Below are 19,545 nucleotides of genomic sequence, written 5' to 3' on the forward strand. Positions count from 1 at the left end.
CCGCCCGCTCGAAGCGGGCGGCCTCTTCTCAGTTTTCGTGTCTCGCGTGAGTCTCGGTGGTGCGCCGTGGGCGCAGGCGGTCACTCGCCCTGCATCACCGACATGATCGCCGCAGCGGTGGCGGTCGGGTCCTGCTGACGCACGTCGACGACGTCACCGGTGCGGTTGCTCAGCAGCGTCTCCAGAGCGGCCGTGGCGACCTGGCCGGCAGTCAGCAGCGACGCCGGGTCCTCCTCGCCGAAGGCAGCAGTGCGCATCGGGGTCGCGGTCCGCTGCGGGTTGACGCAGTTGACCCGGACACCCAGCTCGGACCACTCGTCGGCCAGCGCCTGGGTGAGGTTGACCGTGGCGGCCTTGGCGGAGCTGTAGAGCGCGTAGCCGGCGCGGCCGCGCGTGTAGGAGCTGGAGGTGAAGAGCAGCAGCGACCCGCGGGTCTGCGCCAGCGGCTCCTGGAACTCCTGGGCGATGAAGACGGGCGCGGTGTAGTTCACCTCGGTGGCGGCATACACCTCCTCCTCGGTGGTCTCGCTCAGCGGGCCCACGTTGAGGATGCCGGAAGTGTTGACCACGAAGTCGATCCGGTCGTGCTTGAGCAGCACCTCGTCGCGGGCCGCGGCCAGGTCGGAGCGACGCTGCACGTGCGTGTTGGTCTCCGACCGGGAGAACGACTTGACCGTGCAGCCGTAGGAGCGGGCCAGCTTGCAGATCGCCTTGCCGATGCCGTAGGAACCGCCGAACACCACCAGAACACGTCCGTCGAGACCCGCGCGCAGCTGCTCGTCGGTGAGGTTGGCGCGGCGCGAGTCCGACCGCAGCTGAAAGAGCTTCTCGGACAGGAAGATATCGATCGGCTCGGTGACCTTCATGTTCCATTCTTCGCCCGCGACGACGGCGATCGGGACCTCCGGGGTGTAGCGGAGCACCACGCTGCAGTCGTCGGTGGCGGCGAACTGCGGGTCCTGGTCGGCACGTTCGTATGCCGCGGCGAGCGTCGACTTCCGGAACGCCTGCGGGGTCTGCCCGCGGCGTAGCCGACTGCGGTCGGGCACGTCGACGATGCGCTCGACGCCGTCGGTGGCGGTGACCTCGATGATCGTGTCGGGGGAGGGTATGGCGACGTCGACGGCGTCGTGCTCGTCCAGCGCTGCGAGCACCCGGTCGACCACCTGGGGGGACAGCAGCGGACGGACCGCGTCGTGCAGGATCAGCCGGGACTCGTCGTCCTCGACGGCAGCCAGCGCGAGCTTGGTGGTTTCGTTCCGGGTGGCGCCACCCTCTAGGATCTTGGTGACCTTGGTGTAGCCGCTGTTGCGCACCATCCGGCGAACGTCGTCGAGGAAGCCGGGCGTCATCATCACGATGATCTCGTCGATGCCGGGGTGGGTCTCGAGCACACCGAGGGTGTGGTCGATGATTTCCTTTCCGGCGATCTTGATCAGCTGCTTGGGCAGGCCGAGGCCGACCCTCGCACCGATGCCGCCCGCGAGCACGACGCCGACGTTCTTCTTGCCCATCCCGAGATCCTCCCTGCGCGGTCAGCGGGGGCTCGTGACGTGAACCCGACAGCCGCGTCCTGCGTGTGTGACGGGTCGCACGGTATCAACGTTTTCCCAGCATGGCCGGGTAACGGTCGGGTGAGCCGCCGATGTCGGGGGCGCGTCGGGGGTCTGTCGGGGGTGTGACGCATCCGTCAGCGGTCGAGTCCCGGTGCCGCGGGAGCTCTTCGATAGCATTCAGCCGAATACCGAGCCCCACCTCGACGCGGCCGAACCTCGGATCGCCGGCCCAATCACCGGTGTGCCACCGGGGTGCCCGTCCCCTGAAAAGTTGTCGGAGACCAAAAGCGTGCCAGACGCCCCCGTGCCCCCTCGGGCGCCCCTTCCCGTGACCCTGCTCGTGACCGCGCACCGCGCAGAGGGGGAGGGCCGCCGTGCTCAAGCGTGAAGTCCGCAACCTCGGGATCGTCGTTCTCGCCCTGGTCGCCACCCTGGTGCTGTTGTCCGGGAGCAGGGACGTCGGTGTGGTCATCTGGGCTGTCGGCTACCTCGCCTTCGTGTGGCAGTGCCGCAAGATGTGGCGGGGCCGTCACCTGGGCAACCACCTGATCGCACGTGTCCTGCTGGCGCTCGCACCTGCGGGCCTGATCATCGAGCACGCCGTGGGTGTCATGTGGGCGGCGTGGACCGCGATCGCGGTCCTGGTGCTGATGGTGCGCAGCGAGTCGTTCGTGCGCCGAGCCCACGGATACACCGGCACCCGCGCAGCCAACATGGAGCAACTGCACCTGCGGCCGAAGAAGCCGTGGACGGTGCGCGCCTACGGGCGGGCGATGCTGCTCCTGCCGTTGGCGCTGATCGTGCTGGGCTACTTCCACGTCAACGGGCTGTGGTGGTTGCTCGCGTCGCTGCTCGTGGCTGCTGTGGCCTGCTTCATCCTGGCCGACGCGGTGGCTCGGCGAGCCGCGTCACGGCGAGCTCAGCAGATCCTGCCGGAGGTGCTGACGGAGCTCAACCCCGCGTTCGTTCTCTACTGGGATGCCCCGCGCAACTCCCAGCTGCAGATCGGGATGTGGATCCCGCACCTGAAACGTGTCGGCGTGCCGTTCTACGTGATGGTCCGCGACCGGCGCAGCTTCGCCCAGGCCGTCAGTGTCGCCGAGGACGTCCCGGTGCTGCACTGCCCGTCGATGGCCTCGGTCGAGCGCAACCGCACCGACAGCCTGCGCGCCGCGTTCTACGTCAACAATGCCGCCCGCAACTCGCACTTCGTGCGCTACAGCGAGCTGACCCACATCCAGTTGCTGCACGGCGACAGTGACAAGGCACCCAGCTACAGCCCGGTCACCGCGATGTTCGACAAGGTCTTCGTCGCCGGGCAGGCCGGCATCGACCGGTATGCCGCTCACGGCGTCTACATCCCCGACGAGAAGTTCGAGATCGTCGGGCGTCCGCAGGTCGTGGGCATCGACCGTCGCGACACCGAGACGCTGGACCTCGCCGACTCCACGTTGCTCTACGCGCCCACCTGGAAGGGTTTCCACGAGGACGCGGCATACAGCTCGATCCCGCGGGCCCTGGACATCATCGGCGAGGCACTGTCGCACGGCTGCCGGGTGATCTTCCGTCAGCACCCCTACAACGACCGCGACCCGGAGTTCCGGCGGATCGCCGAGCAGGCGAGGGAGCTGCTGGCGGCGGACGCCGCACGCACCGGTCGTGAGCACGTCTTCGGGGCGGCCGCCCAGCAGGAGATGTCGATGGAGGAGTGCTTCAACGCCTCCGACCTGATGATCGCCGACGTTTCCAGTGTGGTCGCCGACTACCTCTACTCCGAGAAGCCGATCCTGCTGGCCAACCCCGAGCAGGACATCGAGCAGTTCATCGAGGAGTTCCCGCTGGCTTCGGCGACGTATGTCGTGGACGGCTCGCGGGAGCAGGTCGGCGCGGCGCTGGTCGCGTCGGCGACCGACGACCCGATGGGCCCGGTCCGCCGGGCGAAGCGCGCCTACTACCTCGGCGACTTCCCCGACGAGACCTACGAGGAGGGCTTCCTGACGGCAGCCGCCGCGGTGTCGCACGCGCCCTGGCCGCCCGCCGTGCCGGTGTGGCCGGTGCCGGAGGAGACGCCGGTGGTGCCGCAGGAGGCGCCGGCCGAGACCGACTGAGCCCCGGGCTGGTCCGCGTCATACTGCGCCCGACTCGGGCTGCGGCTACTTGCCCTTCTTCGGCTTCTTCCCCAGCTTGGCCATCCGCTCCTCGGCCCGTTGGGCATTGAGCGGGTGGACGGTGAGCGACCGATAACCGGACCTGTCGATCTCGACCTCGTCATACGAGACGGGGACGCGGGTGATCTCGCCGGCGCGCTCGCGCTCGGTGATCTGCTCGATCGCCTTCTCGATGTCGTCGAACGCAACACCGGCGAGGTCGCTGACGTCGAACTCCCACCACTTCAGTGCGAGCAGCCGCTCGATGATCTCGTCGGAGAAGCGCTTCCCGATCACCTTCGCGGGCAGGCCACCGACGATGGTGTATGGCGGGACGTCCTTGTTGACGAACGCACCGGCGGCCACGATCGCGCCGTCGCCGATGGTGACGCCGCGGCGGATCATCACGTTGGCACCGATCCAGACGTCGTTGCCGATCGCGGCGTTCTGCATGGTCATGGGGTCGATGTTGTCGGCGGTCCGCTTGATGGTGCGCGGGCCCGAGTCCGCCTCCGGCGGGTAGTAGCGGTAACGCTTCGCGTCGTGCACCGCCGGTGAGCTGGTCAGCCAGGTGACCGGGTGCTCGCCCTCACCGATCGTCACGTCGGGTCCGATGCTGGTGTAGCGCCCGATGGTGTCGATGTAGCGGAAGCGGCCGCCGCGCAGGAACGAATAGCGACCGATCGCGATGTCCCGGTAGACGTGCATGCTTGCGTTGTTCAGCTGTGCCGGCGGCTCGAAACGCACCTTGATCCGGCCCGGTCCGGAGCCGAAGAAGCCGAGCCCGGGCTGGATCCGCAGGCCGTGCTCACGCAGGCCGATCCACGGGTTCTTCTTCTTGGCCGGCTTGGCGCCCGCGGCGGGCGCCGATGATGATGTGGATGCTGCTGTCGAGGTCGACGCTGCAGCCGAGGGCGTGGCCTCACCGAGGACTCGCCTGCCCGCGGAGCGGATCGGGCGGACGACCCGGGAGCCCACAGCACGTCGGACGTTCGAGCGGAAATTGTTCATGTGGGAGGGCACACCTCATCGCGCGGTCTGGAGGGTCAGGGGCAAGTGCGGCGACTCTACAGCGGCAGTTTAGGCGTCTCGCATGCCAGGACTGGCAGTCCACTTGGTGGGCACGTCGTCCTGCCGCTAAACTATGTCCGCCTCCTTGGCCAGCGTCGTCCACGAGGGGTTCCCGAAAGCCTCAGATGGTTTTCGGACACGTTCCCACATAGCGACGCCCGCACCACGCGTCGCTTCCGCGACGACTGGACGGTGGTTTGGTGACGACGCACAGCGGTTTTTCTGCGGCCCCCGGGGCGCAAGGTCTCTACAACCCGGCGAACGAGCACGATGCGTGCGGTGTGGCGATGGTCGCCACGATGCGCGGCACGGCCGGGCACGACATCGTCGATCACGCGCTGACGGCGCTGCGCAATCTCGAGCACCGTGGCGCCACGGGCGCGGACCCGGCGGTCGGCGACGGCGCCGGCATACTCACCCAGGTCCCGGACGAGTTCTTCCGCGCGGTCTGCGACTTCGACCTCCCGGCCAAGGGCACGTATGCCGTGGGCATCGCGTTCCTGCCGACCGACCCGGACGAGCAGTGGTACATCGGTGAGCGCTTCGCGCAGATCGCCGGTGAGGAGGGCCTGCGGGTGGTCGGCTGGCGTGACGTGCCGACCGACCCGACCCTGGTGGGCGTGTCCGCCCGTGAGGTGATGCCGGTCTTCCGCCAGGCCTTCGTCACGGCCGCGGAGGGCAGCCTGTCCGGCATCGACCTGGACCGCAAGGCCTATGCGCTGCGCAAGCGGATCGAGGCAGAGCGGGACGTTTACTTCCCGTCGTTCTCCAGCCGGACCATCGTCTACAAGGGGATGCTGACCACCGGGCAGCTGGAGCCGTTCTACCCGGACCTGTCCGACCGTCGGTTCGCCAGCGAGCTGGCGCTGGTGCACTCCCGCTTCTCGACCAACACCTTCCCGTCCTGGCCGTTGTCGCACCCCTACCGGATGATCGCGCACAACGGTGAGATCAACACCGTGCGCGGCAACCGCAACTGGATGCGTGCTCGCGAATCCACTTTGGCCAGTGATGCTTTCGGCGGCGAGATCAACAGGTTGTTCCCGGTGTGCACCGACTCCGGCTCCGACTCGGCCAGCTTCGACGAGGTGCTGGAGCTGCTGCACCTGGGCGGCCGCAGCCTGCCGCACGCCGTGCTGATGATGATCCCGGAGGCGTGGGAGAACCACGAGACGATGGACCCCGCACGGCGGGCGTTCTACGAGTACCACTCGGCGATCATGGAGCCCTGGGACGGCCCGGCCTGTGTCGCGTTCACCGACGGCACCCTCGTCGGTGCGGTGCTGGACCGCAACGGGCTGCGGCCGGGACGGTATGCCGTCACCGACGACGGGCTCGTCGTGTTGGCTTCCGAGGCGGGAGTCCTCGACCTGGACCCGGCACACGTGGTCCGCAAGGGCCGGTTGCAGCCGGGCCGGATGTTCCTGGTCGACACAGCACAGGGCCGGATCATCAGTGACGACGAGATCAAGCGCGACCTCGCTGCCGAGCATCCCTACCAGGAGTGGCTGCACGCCGGCATCATCAAGCTGTCCGAGCGCCCCGAGCGCGAACACGTCTGGCACACACCGGCTTCCGTCGTTCGTCGCCAGCAGACCTTCGGCTACACCCACGAGGAGCTGCGGATCCTGCTGACGCCGATGGCGGCCTCCGCCGCCGAGGCACTGGGCTCGATGGGCACGGACACCCCGGTCGCGGTGCTGTCCGAACGGCCGCGGCTGCTGTTCGACTACTTCAGTCAGCTCTTCGCGCAGGTGACCAACCCACCGCTGGACGCGATCCGGGAGCAGTTGGTGACCTCGCTCGGGACACTGATGGGCCCGGAGCACAACGCCTTCGAGGTCGGCCCGCAGCATGCGCGACAGGTCGAGCTGGACTTCCCGGTCATCGACAACGACGAGCTGGCAAAGCTGGTCAACCTCAACAACAGCGGCGACTTCCCGGGCTATCAGACCTACGTCATCCGCGGCACCTACCGCGTCGCCGGTGGCACCAGTGCCCTGCGGGCACGGCTGAAGGGCATCTGCGCCGAGGTGTCGCAGGCGATCGCCGACGGGCACCGTTTCGTCGTGCTCTCCGACCGCGAGAGCACCGCGGCGTTCGCCCCGATCCCGTCCCTGCTGCTGACCGCCGCGGTGCACCACCACCTGGTCCGGGAGCGCACCCGCACCCAGGTCGGCCTGCTCGTCGAGGCCGGCGACGTGCGCGAGGTGCACCACGTCGCGCTGCTCATCGGGTATGGCGCCGCCGCCGTGAACCCTTATCTGGCAATGGAGTCCGTGGAGGACCTGGTCCGGCGCGGTGCCATCGAGGGCGTCACTCCGGAGCAGGCCGTCAAGAACCTCATCAAGGCCCTCGGCAAGGGTGTGCTGAAGGTGATGTCCAAGATGGGCATCTCGACCGTGGCGTCATACCGCGGCGCCCAGGTCTTCGAGGCGCTCGGCCTCTCGCAGGACCTGATCGACGAATACTTCACCGGCACCGTGTCGCGGATCGGCGGCATCGGGCTGGAGGAGATCGCCCAGGAGATCGCGCAGCGGCACCAGACGGCCTACCCCAAGAACGGCCTGCAGCAGTCGCACCGGACGCTGGAGACCGGCGGCGAGTACCAGTGGCGCCGTGAGGGCGAGCCGCACCTGTTCGATCCCGAGACGGTCTTCCGGCTGCAGCACTCGACGCGCTCGCGCCGCTACGACATCTTCAAGAAGTACACGCAGCGGGTCGACGACCAGTCCGAACGCCTGATGACCCTGCGAGGACTGTTCTCCTTCAAGCAGAGCCGCCCGAGCATCCCGATCGAGGAGGTCGAGCCGGTCAGCGAGATCGTCAAGCGGTTCTCGACCGGCGCGATGAGCTACGGCTCGATCAGCAAGGAAGCGCACGAGACCCTCGCGATCGCGATGAACCGTCTCGGCGGCCGATCCAACACCGGCGAGGGCGGCGAGGACCTGGACCGGCTGCTCGACCCCGAGCGACGCTCGGCGATCAAGCAGGTCGCGTCCGGCCGGTTCGGCGTCACGTCGGTCTACCTGACCGGCGCGGACGACATCCAGATCAAGATGGCGCAGGGTGCGAAGCCAGGGGAGGGCGGGCAGTTGCCCGGCCACAAGGTCTATCCGTGGGTGGCCACCACTCGGCACTCGACCCCCGGCGTCGGGCTCATCTCGCCGCCGCCGCACCACGACATCTACTCGATCGAGGATCTGGCGCAGCTGATCCACGACCTGAAGAACGCCAACCCGTCGGCGCGCATTCACGTCAAGCTCGTCTCCGAGGTCGGTGTCGGCACGGTCGCCGCCGGTGTGTCCAAGGCACACGCCGACGTCGTGCTCGTCTCCGGACACGACGGCGGCACCGGTGCCGCACCGCTGACCTCGCTGAAGCATGCCGGGGGCCCGTGGGAGCTCGGCCTGGCCGAGACCCAGCAGACGCTGCTGCTCAACGGGCTGCGCGACCGGATCGTCGTGCAGACCGACGGCCAGCTCAAGACCGGCCGCGATGTGATGATCGCTGCGCTGCTGGGCGCGGAGGAGTACTGCTTCGCCAGCGCTCCGTTGGTCGTCAGCGGTTGCATCATGATGCGCGTCTGTCACCTCGACACCTGCCCGGTCGGCATCGCGACCCAGAACCCGGAGCTTCGCTCCCGCTACTCCGGCAAGCCGGAGTTCGTGGAGACGTTCTTCGAGTACATCGCCGAGGAAGTGCGAGAACTGCTGGCGCAGTTGGGTTTCCGCACCTTGGACGAAGCGATCGGCCAGGTCGGGCAGTTGGACACCGAGCGTGCGGTCGACCACTGGAAGGCCGCCGGGCTCGACCTGTCACCGATCCTTGCGGACGTGGACCTGCCGGAGGGCACGTCGCGTCGGCACGTCATACCGCAGGACCACGGGCTGACCAAGGCGCTGGACCAGCAGCTGATCACGATGAGTCACGACGCGCTGGAGGACAAGCAGCCGGTGCGCCTCGACCTGCCGGTCGCCAATGTCAACCGCACGGTCGGCACCATGCTCGGCCACGAGGTGACCAAGCGCTACCCGGAGGGTCTGCCGGACCAGACCATCGACGTGACCCTGACCGGAGCAGCCGGGCAGTCGCTCGGTGCGTTCCTGCCGGTCGGCATCACGCTGCGTCTCTTCGGTGAGGCGAACGACTATGTCGGCAAGGGACTTTCGGGCGGACGGGTGGTCGTCCGACCGCTGCGTGACGCGTCCTTGGTCGCGGAGCAGAACGTCGTCGCGGGCAACGTGATCGGGTATGGCGCCACCTCCGGCGAGATCTTCCTGCGCGGTGTTGTGGGGGAGCGGTTCTGCGTGCGCAACTCCGGCGCCACGGCGGTCGTAGAGGGTGTGGGCGACCATGGCCTGGAATACATGACCGGCGGAACCGTCCTCATTCTCGGCTCGACCGGCCGCAACCTCGGCGCCGGCATGTCCGGTGGTGTCGCCTACGTGCTCGACCTGGACGAGCAACTGGTGAACCCGGAGTTGGTCGACGTCCGGGCATTGCGCGAGGAAGATCTGCAGGTCGTCCACGACCTGCTCGAGAAACATCAGGAATGGACCGAATCACCCGTTGCCGCAAAGCTCTTGGCGCAGTGGCCGGTCAGTGCCGAGCGGTTCTCGCTGGTGCTGCCGCGCGCCTTCCAGCAGGTGCTCGACGTGCGAGCGAAGGCAACGGAGGAAGGGCTCGATCCGGACGGCGACGTCGTCTGGGAGCGGATCATGGAGGTGTCCCGTGGCTGACCCACGCGGTTTTCTGAAGGTGCGGGAGCGCAGCCTCCCGGAGCGTCGTCCCGTCCCGGTCCGGATCAAGGACTGGAAAGAGGTCTACGAGGAGCAGCAACTGTCCGACCTGCAGCAGCAGGCAGGGCGGTGCATGGACTGCGGCATACCGTTCTGCCACCAGGGCTGCCCGCTGGGGAATCTGATCCCGGAGTGGAACACCCTTGCGTGGCACGGGGATTGGCCGGATGCGATCGAGCGGTTGCACGCGACGAACAACTTCCCGGAGTTCACCGGTCGGCTGTGCCCCGCGCCGTGCGAGACGGCATGCGTGCTCGGCATCAGCCAGCCGGCGGTCACCATCAAGCAGGTTGAGCTGACCACGGTGGAGCAGGCGTTCGAGCAGGGCACGGTCGAGCCGCAGCCGCCGGAGCGGCTGACCGGGCGGACCGTCGCGGTCGTCGGCTCCGGCCCCGCCGGGCTGGCCGCGGCACAGCAGCTGACCCGGGCCGGCCACACGGTCGCCGTCTTCGAACGCGCTGACAAGCCAGGCGGATTGCTGCGGTATGGCATCCCTGAGTTCAAGATGGAGAAGTCGATCGTCGACCGCCGCATCGAGCAGATGACGGCCGAGGGCACCCGCTTCCGGTGCAACACCGACATCGGCACCGACATCACCTGGGCACAGTTGCGCTCACGGTATGACGCCGTCGTCGTCGCCATCGGCTCGACGGTGCCCCGCGATCTGCCGGTCGACGGCCGCGAGCTGGACGGCTTCGTGCAGGCGATGGACTTCCTGCCGCCGGCCAACCGGGTGGCGCTCGGTGAGGAGGTCGAGGACCAGATCACCGCCGAAGGCAAGCACGTCGTCGTGATCGGCGGCGGGGACACCGGCGCCGACTGCATCGGCACCTCGCACCGGCAGGGTGCGAAGTCGGTGACCTCGCTGGAGATCATGCCGCGCCCCGGCGAGGAGCGCTCGGCCGCGCACCCGTGGCCGACATACCCGATGATCTTCCGCGTCGCCAGTGCGCACGAGGAAGGTGGCGAGCGCGTCTACGCGATCAGCACCAAGCAGGCGATCGATGACGGCACCGGCAAGGTGCGCGCGCTGCGGGTGGCCGAAGTTCGTTCCGGCGACAAGGGATTCGAGGAAGTCGAGGGCACCGAGCGCGAGATCGAGGCCGACCTCGTGCTTCTCGCGATGGGCTTCCTCGGCCCGTTGACCGAGTCGCTGGTGGCCGACCTCGGTGTCGAGCTGGACGAGCGGTCCAACGTGCGCCGCGATGACAACTTCATGTCGTCGGTGCCGGGTGTCTTCGTCGCCGGCGACGCGGGTCGTGGCCAGTCGCTCATCGTCTGGGCGATCGCCGAAGGTCGTGCCGCCGCGCACGGGGTCGACGCGTTCCTGTCCGGCGGCCACTCCGACCTGCCGGCGCCGATCGCACCGACGGACCGCCCGATCGCGGTCTGAGGTTCAGGGCTTGGCGTGACCCGGGCTTGGCACGACGGCTCAACACAACTGCCTACTGTCGCGAGTTATTCGCCCCGAGAACCATTTCAGGGCGAGTAACTCGCGACGGTCGCGAGTTTGTCGTCCGGTGTGGCGATTTCGAGCGAGTATGTCGCGACTGTCGCGAGTTATTCGTGGGGTGTGACCCGGGCCTGACCAGGGGCGCGATGCGTGCTCGGGACGCGACCGCCACAAGTTACTTATTCGTATGTCGGACGGACGGCCTGACGATGCGTCGATCCGGGGTCCGGCTCACTAGGGTTGAGGGCATGCGTCGAGCGAAAATTGTGTGCACCCTTGGACCTGCAACTGCCGCCCCGGAAAACGTACGGGCGTTGGTCGACGCGGGCATGGACGTTGCACGGCTGAACCTCTCGCACGGCGCACATGCCGACCACGAGCAGGTCTACCGGGCGATCCGGACCGCGTCGGACGAGTCGGGTCGTGCCGTCTGTGTCGTGTGCGACCTGCAGGGCCCGAAGATCCGCACCGGCACGTTCGCGAACGGCCCGGTCGTCCTGAACAACGGCGACCCCTTCACGATCACCGTTGATGACATCGAGGGTGACCAGAGCCGAGTTTCCACTACTTACAAGGGTTTACCGGGCGATGTCCGCGCCGGTGACCTGTTGCTCATCGACGACGGCAAGGTCTGTCTGCGTGCGACGGAGGTGACCGCGACCGACGTCCACGCCGAGGTCGTCGAAGGTGGCCAGGTATCGGATCACAAGGGCATCAACCTGCCGGGTGTCGCGGTCAGCGTGCCGGCACTGTCGGAGAAGGACGAGACGGACCTGCGCTGGGCGCTCAAGCTCGGCGCCGACGTTGTCGCGTTGTCCTTCGTGCGCGATGCCGCCGACATACAACGTGCGCACGACATCATGGACGAGGAGGGACGTCGCGTCCCGGTGATCGCGAAGGTCGAAAAGCCCCAAGCGGTCGACAATCTCGAGGCGATCATCGATGCGTTCGACGGTGTGATGGTCGCTCGCGGCGACCTCGGCGTGGAGCTGCCGCTGGAGGAGGTCCCGCTGGTGCAGAAGCGCGCCATCGAGATCTGCCGCCGCAATGCCAAGCCGGTGATCGTCGCGACCCAGGTGCTGGAGTCGATGATCGAGAACTCCCGACCGACCCGCGCCGAGGCCAGCGACTGCGCCAACGCCGTGCTCGACGGCGCGGACGCGATCATGCTGTCCGGGGAGACGAGCGTCGGCGCGTGGCCGATCGAGGCGGTGCAGACGATGGCTCGCATCATCGACAGCACCGAGGAGCACGGTCTGGACCGGGTGCCACCGCTCGGCACCCGTCCGCACACCAAGGGCGGCGCCGTCACCGCGGCCGCTGCCGAGGTCGGTGACCTGCTCGGCGTGCGTTACCTGGTGACCTTCACCGAGTCCGGCGACTCGGCGAAGCGTATGTCGCGCATTCGCAGCGCCCGCCCGATGCTGGCCTTCACACCGGAGCAGTCGACGCGGTCCCAGCTTGCGATGGTGTGGGGCGTCGAGACCTACTTGGTGCCGCAGGTCAAGCACACCGACCAGATGGCCATGCAGGTCGACGAGACGCTGCTCGGGGAGGGGCGCGCCGAGGAGGGCGACCTCGTGGTGATCGTGGCCGGTTCCCCGCCCGGGATCCCGGGCTCGACGAACGCGCTGCGTGTGCACCGGATGGGCGACGCCCGCAACAAGACGGCCCCGGCATACCACTGAGCTGTTCAGCCCTTGCCGGTTGCGAGGTCGGCGAGGTGTTGCAGCGAGTTCTGCAGGTGCGCGAGGTCAGCCGCGGGAAAGGCGATCATCGTGCGGAGTTCGGGCGACACTTGTGACCAGTCGTAGGTCAGCGTGACCTCGGTGCGGTTGCCGTCGACCGGGACCAGGTCGTAGCGCCAGGTCCAGCCGCCGCGATCGACCCCGCCGTCGGCGCGCTGCTGCCCGGGCTCCCAACCGATCGCCCGGGGCTCGTCGAGGACGTTGACCGTGTTGGCGGTCCGGTAGTTCCCGTCCGGGAGCGCCGGATTATCGAAGTATTGGTTCATCCGGAAGACCTGACCGACCGCCGTCAGCGGCTCGGGGTCGACCGGGCCGACCACCCAGCCGGTGCCGTCGACGGCCGCATGCGTGCTCGGGTCTGCCAACACCGTGAACACCGTGTCGGCTGCGGAGTCGATGATCAGGGTTGCGGTCAGGCTGTCGTGGATCGTCATGGGTGTTCCTTCTCGGTGTGCGTATGCCGCCGACAACCAGCGGCCGGGACTCTCCCGGTGGTATGACGATGCGGCGCCGGCAAACTGAGCGGTCCCGACTGATTTGTCCAGATTGATTTGTCCTGCAGAGCCGTCGTCATACGTCGTGCGACATAGGCGAGCGGCAGCTGAGCGGGTCAGTCAGCCACGAGCTCGTAGACGTTGCCGTCCGGACCCCGGAAGTGCTGCCACGTCGGGCCCGGCTCGCCCAGCAACTCGACGCCCGCGGCACGCAACTCCTCGACCGCTGCCGGCAGGTCGTCGACGGCGAAGCCGGGGACGGGTCCGGTGGTGAAGTGCTCCTTGCCCGGATAGTCCTCGCCGAACACCTCGACGTTGCGGCCGTCGGGCAGCGTGAAGACCCAGAAGCCGGGTTCCTGGCGGGTGGGCGGCAGGCCGAGCACCTGCGTGTAGAAATCGGCGAGCGCGGCGGCCGACGCCGTGCGGGTTCCTGTCCAACCGAGTCCGGTGATGTTCATGCTTGCGACCCTGACACTTCAAGCTCACTTGAGATCAAGTCGTGCGGCTCGCAGCCGGGACGTGGCCGATTGGAGCGACGACCGGTCCCTCCCGTATGCTGTGCCAGCACTCTTGCCGGAGTGGTGGAACGGCAGACACGGAGCACTCAAAATGCTTTGCTCGCAAGGGCGTGCGGGTTCAAATCCCGCCTCCGGCACCAACCTTCTCCTCGCGACTCGCGGCTGACCCTTTGCGCGCGGAAACGCCCGGCGCAAAGGCTGCGCACTGTCTCGGCCAGTGACATACTCACCCCATCGGCGCTGCTCCGCCGACGAAGGGGGTTCCGATAATGTCCGACGTTCCGTGGCCGTTGATGCTTCCCGTGGTCGTCCTCGGCGTGCTGCTGGTCGTCTACTGCCTCGTCGACATCGTCCGTGCGGATCGTGACCTGCTGCTGCAGAAATGGCAGTGGGCGCTTGCGGTGATCATCCTGCCGCCCATCGGTGCGTTGGCCTACGTCCTCTTCGAGAAGCTCGGCGGGGTCCAGGTGACCGGGTCCACTCCGGACGAGCGGGCCGTCGACAGTGCACGCAACGCGTCGCGTTACATGCGCGACCAGCACCCCCGGTGACAACACTGCTCTGGCTGCGGCGCGACCTGCGCCGTGCGGACCTGCCCGCGCTGCAGTCGGCGGCGGACGCCACGACCGACGACGTCGCCGCCGTGTTCGTGCTCGATCCGGTGCTGTGGGGTTCCTGCGGGAAGGCACGCCGTGCCTGGCTGGCCGCTTCGGTCGATGCGGCTGTCGAGGCGTATGACGGCAGGCTCACCGTCCTCTACGGCGATCCGCGGGAGGTCATCCCGAGCGTCGCTCAGCGCTCGGCGCGACGTCGGTCCACGTCACCCGGGAGACCACGCCGTTCGGCCACCGACGCGACCAGCAGATCGCGAAAGCGTTGCAGGACAAGGGCATCGGCTGGGTCGAGACCGGCACGCCATACGCGATCGGGCCCGGCCTGCTCACCACGAGAGCGGGCACCGGGTTCAAGGTGTTCACGGCATACCGCCGCGCCTGGTCCGAGCACGGTGCACCGGCCCCCGCCGGACAGGTGAACCCCTCCTGGCAGGAGACGGACTCGGACGAGCAGGCGCTCGCGGCGCTCCGGGACGCCCGAGCGGCCGATGACCTGCCGAAGCTTCCGGCGGCCGGGGAACCGGCCGCCCTGCAGCGCTGGCGCGACTTTGTCGACGAGACGCTCGACGACTACGACAGCGCACGGGACCGGCCGGATCTGGCCGGCACGAGTGGGTTGAGTCCCTACCTCAAGGTCGGCGCGATCCACCCGCGCACCCTGCTCGCCGATCTGGCGGCGCACATCGGGCCGGGCCGCGACACGTTCGTCTCCGAGCTGGCCTGGCGAGAGTTCTACGCCGACGTCCTGTGGCGGCAGCCGCGCAGTGCCTGGCACGACCTCACCGACGCACTCGGGCACATGCCGTACGACGAGCCGGGCCCCGAGGTCGAGGCATGGCAACAGGGTCGCACCGGCTTCCCGTTCGTCGACGCCGGCATGCGCCAGCTGCTCGCGACCGGATGGATGCACAACCGGGTCCGGATGGTGACCGCGAGCTTCCTCACCAAGGACTTGCACGTGTGGTGGCCGGTCGGCGCCCGCCACTTCCTCGATCGGCTCATCGACGGCGACATCGCGTCGAACAACCACGGCTGGCAGTGGGTGGCCGGCACCGGCACCGACGCGGCGCCCTACTTCCGGATCTTCAACCCGGTCACCCAGGGCAAGAAGTTCGATCCCGGGGGTGACTACGTCCGCCGCTGGATCCCCGAGCTGCGGCACCTTCCTGGCAAGGCTGCGCATGAGCCGTGGCGCCATGCCGACGGATATCGCGAGGGCTACCCCGCTCGCGTCGTCGACCACGCGGCCGAGCGCGAGGCGGCGCTCGTGCGCTACCGCGAGCGCTGACACTGCGCAGGACGGCGCCGGGGCGGCCCTCGGCGGCTGCTGTCCCGCAATAGGCTGGTGGGGCCGACCCGTCAGGAGGTGCTACCGACGTGCTGCACGAAATGCTCGGTGCCGAGCACGGCCAGAGCTGGACGCAGGTCTGGGAGTTGCTGCTGGCATTCGTGCTGTCCGCGGTCGTCGGCCTGGAGCGGCAGCTGCGCGGCAAGGCCGCCGGCATGCGCACTCAGACGATCGTCGGCACCGCCTCGGCGCTGATCCTGCTGGTGAGCAAGTACGGCTTCAGCGACGTGCTCGGCAACAACGTCGTCCTCGACCCCTCCCGTGTCGCAGCACAGATCGTCTCCGGCATCGGCTTCCTCGGAGCGGGCCTGATCATCACGCGCGGGGGCACCGTGCGCGGTCTCACGACCGCGGCGGCGGTCTGGGAGACCGCGGCCATCGGAATGGCCGCCGGTGCCGGATTGCCTTTACTGGCAGTGCTGGTCACGCTTCTGCACTTCGTAGTGGTGCTCGGTTTCACACCGCTGTCGGTCTGGCTCGGCGATCGCGGGCACGGCGAGCGCCGCTACCTCGTGACGTATGCCGACGGGCGTGGCATCCTGCGCGACGTCCTGACCGCCTGCTCGGCGCGGCACTGGGTCATCGGGTCGCTGTCGGTGGAGCGCGGTCACCGGCCGCTCGGCGACGGCAACTGGGACGAGACCGGCGTCGTCGCGGTCGGTATGACGCTGTCCGGCCGGGAGTTGGACCAGGTCGTGCCGGCGCTCGGTCACATCGACGGCGTGCTCCGTGTGGACCGGGATGACAGCGACGAGGATTAGCACCCCGACGACTCCGCACAGGTCTGGTGTTTGATGGTCCGCATGGCACTTTTCGGCAAGCGACGCGACACGAGCGGTGACGCGATCGAGGCGTTCTGGTCCTGGTGGAACGGCGGGGGATCCGGTCAGGTGGCGATGGCCGATCCGGAGTCCGGGACCGTCGGACTGCTCGACCCCCGGGTCCACGCCATCGACGAGGGCCTGGCCTGGGAGATAGCACCGGGCGCCGAGGCCGCGCACCTGCTGGTCGTCACCGCCGACGGCGATCCCGAGCTGCGCGCGGTCGCGCGCCGCTGGCTCGCCGCGGCGCCGGAGGCCGACTTCGTCTGGTCGTATGCCGACAGCCGGCAGCCCGCCGCCACCCTCGACGGCCGGGTCCTGACCTTCGACGGGCACGAGTTCGACCTCGGCGCCGTGCAGGTCGGCGTCCGTCGCACGGGCAGCCGGGTCGACGTGACGGTCTATCACCCGAAACTGGCCGAGGTCGTCGAGGACCAGCGCCTGGGTGTCTGCTTCGTCTCGCTGGACACTGCGCTCGGTGAGGAGATGACCGAGACCTGGATCGGCGAGCTGCAGCCGGTGACGACACCGCCGCTGGACGGCTTCGGCCTGACCGGGCTGCGGGCGGTGGTGCGTGACCTGCGGGAGGAGTTCACCGATGCCGACGGGCAGCCGCGCTGGATCTCCTTGCAGGGCAGCGGTCCTCGCGGACCGGTGATCGCCGGTGCACAGGTGCCGCTGGCCGCTGCGTCGGCCCCGCAGCTCGACCAGCACATCGTGGTCTCGGTGCCCTACCGCGACCGTGGTGAGGACGGGCTGCCGGTCCCGGAGACGCTCGGTGAGTTGGAGCTGCTCAAGGACCACGTCACCGACCGGCTGGAGGAACAGGGCCGGGTCGTCGCGCACGAGTGCAGCGGCGGACTCTGCCTGGTCCACGTCTACGCCGATGGCGCCACCCCCGCGGCCGAGCAGATCAAGGCCGCGGTGACCGGCTGGCCCGACGGCACCGTCAAAGTCAGCGTGGAGCAGGACCCGGGCTGGTCCGGCGTCGCGCATCTGCGTGGCTGAAGCTGTCCACGGGATGGCTCTCACGAAGGAGCCGGGGTCCCCGCGAAGTATTCGGAGGAGCGAAGCGGGGGAGAAACTTCGTGGGGTGAGGCTAGGCGGTGACGCACGTCATACCGGCCCGCGTGCTTAGCTGATGGGCGTGACGAATCAACAGACCGCGATGCGTGTGCTCGTCGCCGAGGACGAGGCGATCATCCGCCTGGACCTGGCCGAGATGCTGCGTGAGGCGGGATACGACGTCGTGGCCGAGGTCGGCGACGGACGACAGGCCGTGGACAGGGCTCGTGAGCTGACGCCGGACCTCGTTGTGATGGACGTCAAGATGCCGGTGCTCGACGGCATCAGCGCCGCCGACGAGATCGGCGCCGCCGGGATCGCGCCGGTGCTCATGCTCACGGCGTTCTCCGACAAGGAGCTGGTCGAGCGCGCGTCCGACGCGGGCGTGATGGCCTACGTGCTCAAGCCGTTCACCATCGACGACCTGGCTCCTGCCATCGTCATCGCCAGGTCCCGCTGGACCGAGCGCAAGGCGCTGGAGGGTGAGGTCGCCGACCTTGGCGACCGCCTGGAGACCCGCAAGCGGATGGACCGTGCCAAGGGGATCCTGATGGCTCGGCTCGGACTGGACGAGCCGGGCGCTTTCCGCTGGATCCAGAAGACCGCGATGGACCGGCGCCTGGGCATGCGCGCGGTGGCGGACGCGGTGATCGCGGGCGGGGCGGACGACCCGACCGCAGGTGAGCGCACCGACCACTGACTGGGTAGAGTTGGACGGTCGCGCACGTACGCTCAGCGAACCTTCAGGTGGATCGGTGCACTCTGGGAGCACAGGGTCGCAGTGAGGCGTAGTCTGCGGCGTGCACGTGTGGCTCGGGGTCATTCGGCGGAGGTTCAACAAGTGGCAAGGTCAGCGGTGCAGGTCGCACGTATGACGTCCGGTGACGAGGCAGCACTCGTCGCGCTGTGGCGTCTGTCGAAGGCTTCCGAGGGGCACGGCGCCGATCACGTCGAACGCGCCCTGCGCGAAGGCCGGCTGACGCGAGCCTGTGCGCGCCCGGACGTGCGCATCTATGTCGCGACGATCGACGAGGACCCGGTCGGTTACACCGTGGTGATGTCCGGCCCGGTGTCCGCGCTGCAGGAGGTCCCCGCGGTGTGGGTCGACGTGCTGTGGGTCAAGCCCGGACGGCGCCAGCGCGGTGTCGCCGGTGCGTTGCTCAAGGCCGTGGCGTCATACGCCGAGCACATCGGTGCCCCCGAGATCGTCTCCTGCGTCCCGTCCGCCAGCCGTGACGCCAACCGCTTCTTCGCCCGCCTCGGCTTCTCCTCCGTGGTCACCGAGCGCAGCACGAGTCCGGCCGCGTTGCGACGCCGGCTCACCGGACACCACGGCCTGCCGACGGTCAGTGAGGCCGTGCGGCAGCGCCGGTCGATGCGAGCGGCCCGCTCCCGGGCACGGCACGAGGTGCTGACCCCCGCCGAGTGACGGGGGAGCAGCTTTCGGGATTACTGCGCTTTCGGAGCGGCGTCGCGCAGCAGGCAGGTGATCCGGCTGGTACACAGCCGCTTGCCCTGGTCGTCGGAGATAACCACTTCGTATGACGCGAGGGTGCGCCCCAACGACAACGGTGTCGCCGTGCCGGTGACCAGACCGGAGCGTGCGCCGCGGTGATGGGTGGCGTTGATGTCGAGGCCGACCGCGATGCGGCCTTCGCCCGCGTGCAGCGCCGCACCGATCGAGCCCAACGTCTCGGCCAACACCACGCTCGCGCCGCCGTGCAGCAGCCCGTAGGGCTGGTTGTTGCCCTCGACGGGCATGGTCGCGACGATGCGCTCTGCGCTCGCCTCGACGATCCGGATGCCCATCTTCTCGCCGAGCGTGCCGCGGTTGATCTGGTTGAAGAGCCGGACCAGCTCGGCGTCGGAAGTGGGCTCGGGGGACTGCGCAGTGGTGTCGGTCATGGC

Annotated in this window: 14 protein-coding genes, 1 tRNA gene and 2 pseudogenes; 12 read left to right on the forward strand and 5 right to left on the reverse strand. The window is 68.5% G+C overall.

All coding sequences use genetic code 11. The features are described 5' to 3' along the window. Positions 1-80: 80 nt before the first annotated feature. A complete protein-coding gene (locus ACSZL9_RS00335) occupies positions 81-1,514 on the reverse strand; it encodes an SDR family NAD(P)-dependent oxidoreductase (protein WP_446663467.1) in 1,434 nt (477 codons plus the stop codon). A 416-nt stretch (positions 1,515-1,930) separates the two neighbouring features. On the opposite strand from ACSZL9_RS00335, the gene ACSZL9_RS00340 reads away from it, so the two are divergent. After that, positions 1,931-3,664, forward strand: coding sequence for a CDP-glycerol glycerophosphotransferase family protein (locus ACSZL9_RS00340; RefSeq protein ID WP_446663468.1), 1,734 nt, complete (start codon positions 1,931-1,933; stop codon positions 3,662-3,664). A gap of 264 nt (positions 3,665-3,928) precedes the next feature. On the opposite strand, the pseudogene ACSZL9_RS00345 reads toward ACSZL9_RS00340, so the two are convergent. Continuing rightward, positions 3,929-4,141: pseudogene (locus tag ACSZL9_RS00345) on the reverse strand (CatB-related O-acetyltransferase); the annotation flags it as partial. A gap of 833 nt (positions 4,142-4,974) precedes the next feature. Between ACSZL9_RS00345 and gltB the strand changes: the two are divergent. From gltB to pyk, 3 genes are all read left to right on the forward strand, one after another. After that, on the forward strand, positions 4,975-9,516 hold the full coding sequence (gene gltB, locus ACSZL9_RS00350) for a glutamate synthase large subunit (protein ID WP_446663469.1): 4,542 nt from the start codon (positions 4,975-4,977) through the stop codon (positions 9,514-9,516). After that, positions 9,509-10,969 (forward strand): glutamate synthase subunit beta, encoded by a 1,461-nt coding sequence (locus tag ACSZL9_RS00355; protein ID WP_446663470.1) that lies wholly within the window; start codon positions 9,509-9,511, stop codon positions 10,967-10,969. The genes gltB and ACSZL9_RS00355 overlap by 8 nt, the downstream gene beginning before the upstream one ends. A gap of 308 nt (positions 10,970-11,277) precedes the next feature. Further along, entirely contained in the window at positions 11,278-12,717 is a 1,440-nt protein-coding gene (pyk, locus tag ACSZL9_RS00360; RefSeq protein ID WP_446663471.1) for a pyruvate kinase, read from the forward strand. Between the two features lie 5 nt (positions 12,718-12,722). On the opposite strand, the gene ACSZL9_RS00365 is transcribed toward pyk, so the two are convergent. Together ACSZL9_RS00365 and ACSZL9_RS00370 are read right to left on the reverse strand one after the other, a co-directional pair. After that, positions 12,723-13,211 carry an ATPase gene (locus ACSZL9_RS00365; protein WP_446663472.1) on the reverse strand — a complete coding sequence of 163 codons (489 nt, stop codon included), beginning with the start codon at positions 13,209-13,211 and terminating at the stop codon, positions 12,723-12,725. Positions 13,212-13,387: 176 nt separating this feature from the next. After that, positions 13,388-13,729 (reverse strand): VOC family protein, encoded by a 342-nt coding sequence (locus tag ACSZL9_RS00370; protein WP_446663473.1) that lies wholly within the window; start codon positions 13,727-13,729, stop codon positions 13,388-13,390. Positions 13,730-13,843: 114 nt separating this feature from the next. Between ACSZL9_RS00370 and ACSZL9_RS00375 the strand changes: the two genes are divergently transcribed. The 8 genes and pseudogenes from ACSZL9_RS00375 to ACSZL9_RS00410 all read left to right on the forward strand — a co-directional run bounded on the left by ACSZL9_RS00375 (position 13,844) and on the right by ACSZL9_RS00410 (position 19,066). Next, positions 13,844-13,929: transfer RNA gene (locus ACSZL9_RS00375), tRNA-Leu, on the forward strand. A 129-nt stretch (positions 13,930-14,058) separates the two neighbouring features. Continuing rightward, positions 14,059-14,340 carry a PLD nuclease N-terminal domain-containing protein gene (locus ACSZL9_RS00380; RefSeq protein WP_446663474.1) on the forward strand — a complete coding sequence of 94 codons (282 nt, stop codon included), beginning with the start codon at positions 14,059-14,061 and terminating at the stop codon, positions 14,338-14,340. Then, a pseudogene (locus tag ACSZL9_RS00385) lies at positions 14,337-14,746 on the forward strand (deoxyribodipyrimidine photo-lyase); the annotation flags it as partial. The gene ACSZL9_RS00380 and the pseudogene ACSZL9_RS00385, both read left to right, overlap by 4 nt. Positions 14,747-14,818: 72 nt before the next feature. Continuing rightward, the gene (locus ACSZL9_RS00390) at positions 14,819-15,691 is read left to right on the forward strand and encodes a cryptochrome/photolyase family protein (protein WP_446665088.1); all 873 of its coding nucleotides are present in this window, start codon (positions 14,819-14,821) and stop codon (positions 15,689-15,691) included. 89 nt (positions 15,692-15,780) lie between these two features. Next, complete coding sequence (locus tag ACSZL9_RS00395; RefSeq protein ID WP_446663475.1) at positions 15,781-16,512, forward strand: MgtC/SapB family protein; 732 nt, start codon at positions 15,781-15,783, stop codon at positions 16,510-16,512. A 42-nt stretch (positions 16,513-16,554) separates the two neighbouring features. Further along, complete coding sequence (locus ACSZL9_RS00400) at positions 16,555-17,580, forward strand: DUF695 domain-containing protein (protein ID WP_446663476.1); 1,026 nt, start codon at positions 16,555-16,557, stop codon at positions 17,578-17,580. A gap of 160 nt (positions 17,581-17,740) precedes the next feature. After that, positions 17,741-18,337 (forward strand): ANTAR domain-containing response regulator, encoded by a 597-nt coding sequence (locus ACSZL9_RS00405; protein WP_446665089.1) that lies wholly within the window; start codon positions 17,741-17,743, stop codon positions 18,335-18,337. 141 nt (positions 18,338-18,478) lie between these two features. Continuing rightward, a complete protein-coding gene (locus tag ACSZL9_RS00410) occupies positions 18,479-19,066 on the forward strand; it encodes a GNAT family N-acetyltransferase (RefSeq protein WP_446663477.1) in 588 nt (195 codons plus the stop codon). Positions 19,067-19,086: 20 nt separating this feature from the next. On the opposite strand, the gene ACSZL9_RS00415 is transcribed toward ACSZL9_RS00410, so the two are convergent. Further along, positions 19,087-19,542 (reverse strand): PaaI family thioesterase, encoded by a 456-nt coding sequence (locus ACSZL9_RS00415; protein WP_446663478.1) that lies wholly within the window; start codon positions 19,540-19,542, stop codon positions 19,087-19,089. Positions 19,543-19,545: the final 3 nt, after the last annotated feature.

The sequence above is a fragment of the Flexivirga sp. B27 genome, assembly GCF_052905685.1.

Coding starts and splice junctions, on each gene's coding strand:
- ACSZL9_RS00335 (WP_446663467.1), bottom strand. CDS start 1,514: ATGGGCAAGAAGAACGTCGGCGTCGTGCTCGCGGGCGGCATCGGTGCG.
- pyk (WP_446663471.1), top strand. CDS start 11,278: ATGCGTCGAGCGAAAATTGTGTGCACCCTTGGACCTGCAACTGCCGCC.
- ACSZL9_RS00365 (WP_446663472.1), bottom strand. CDS start 13,211: ATGACGATCCACGACAGCCTGACCGCAACCCTGATCATCGACTCCGCA.
- ACSZL9_RS00370 (WP_446663473.1), bottom strand. CDS start 13,729: ATGAACATCACCGGACTCGGTTGGACAGGAACCCGCACGGCGTCGGCC.
- ACSZL9_RS00380 (WP_446663474.1), top strand. CDS start 14,059: ATGTCCGACGTTCCGTGGCCGTTGATGCTTCCCGTGGTCGTCCTCGGC.
- ACSZL9_RS00400 (WP_446663476.1), top strand. CDS start 16,555: ATGGCACTTTTCGGCAAGCGACGCGACACGAGCGGTGACGCGATCGAG.
- ACSZL9_RS00405 (WP_446665089.1), top strand. CDS start 17,741: ATGCGTGTGCTCGTCGCCGAGGACGAGGCGATCATCCGCCTGGACCTG.
- ACSZL9_RS00415 (WP_446663478.1), bottom strand. CDS start 19,542: ATGACCGACACCACTGCGCAGTCCCCCGAGCCCACTTCCGACGCCGAG.